This is a genomic window from Saliphagus sp. LR7, assembly GCF_003344565.1.
Taxonomy (GTDB): domain Archaea; phylum Halobacteriota; class Halobacteria; order Halobacteriales; family Natrialbaceae; genus Saliphagus; species Saliphagus infecundisoli.
In genome coordinates this window covers 1-945 of the sequence record NZ_QPND01000078.1, presented here as the reverse complement: position 1 = coordinate 945, position 945 = coordinate 1, and the positions used below count along the sequence as shown (strand labels likewise).

Sequence of the window (945 nt, the reverse complement as noted above, 5' to 3'; positions counted from 1 at the left end):
CGCTCATCTCGATAGATCGTAACACCAATTCCGCTGGCGGATCACATACCGACCAACGATGGACGAGGAGTCTGCCCGGGTCTTCCTTCCACCACGTGATCGATGTTTCGAACGTCTCCGTCTCGCCCGTTTCGGCGAGACGGTGACGTGTGTCCATTGCGGGGAAGATGCTGTCGTCAAACGTGGGACGACCGACAAGGACGCTCAGCAGTACTGGTGCAAGGCGTGTGAGACCTACTTCAGCGATCTCACAAAGACGATTTTCTGGCAGCATCGCTTCGGACTCGAAGAGATGTTCTATATCGTCAAGGAGATGCGATCTGAGCCGACCGCTCAGATCGCTCGGGACCTCGATCGAGACTACGAAGCCGTTCTCAACTTCGTCCACAAAGTCCAGGACGTCAGCGGTGATATCGACGAGTTCGACCTTTACGACGTGTGCGAAGCTGACGAGGTCTACGTCACAGCTGGTGAGAAAGGACTCGAAGACGAGGATGGGAGTCCGCGCGAGCGCGGACTCTCAAAAAGGGGCGCGGAACCTTCGAATCAGACAAACCGCCAGTACTGACACTCGTCCGTCGCTCCGACGGACGAGTTCAGTTTCTCGTCTGTGAAGATCTGCAAGACGCTGACGAGGATATCGCCGAATACGGCGACGGAAGCGTCATTCTCTGCACTGACGACTACGCGATCTACGACGACATCGAGGAGACGGAGGGGGTGGACGGCCATCTGGCCGTCACCCACTCCGATACCTACGTGATCGGTGACGCCCACACAAACACCTGCGAGAACCGCCATAGCTTCCTTCGCCAGTGGCTGGCGAAGTTCAGGGGCGTCTCGAAGCACCACCTCCAGAAATACCTCGGCTTCCTCGCACTGAAACTCAACTCACCGGATGACTGGTTTGAGAAATTACTGTGTTACGATGTATCGAGATGAGCG

General features: G+C 56.4%; 1 protein-coding gene. It reads left to right on the top strand.

Going from position 1 to position 945, the window contains the following annotated elements:
- The first annotated feature begins 58 nt into the window (after positions 1-58).
- A protein-coding gene (locus DVH23_RS23240) for an IS1595 family transposase (protein ID WP_114579700.1) occupies positions 59-942 on the top strand; the annotation gives its coding sequence in 2 pieces (ribosomal slippage) (positions 59-521 and positions 521-942; 885 coding nt in all).
- The last annotated feature ends 3 nt before the right edge of the window (positions 943-945 follow it).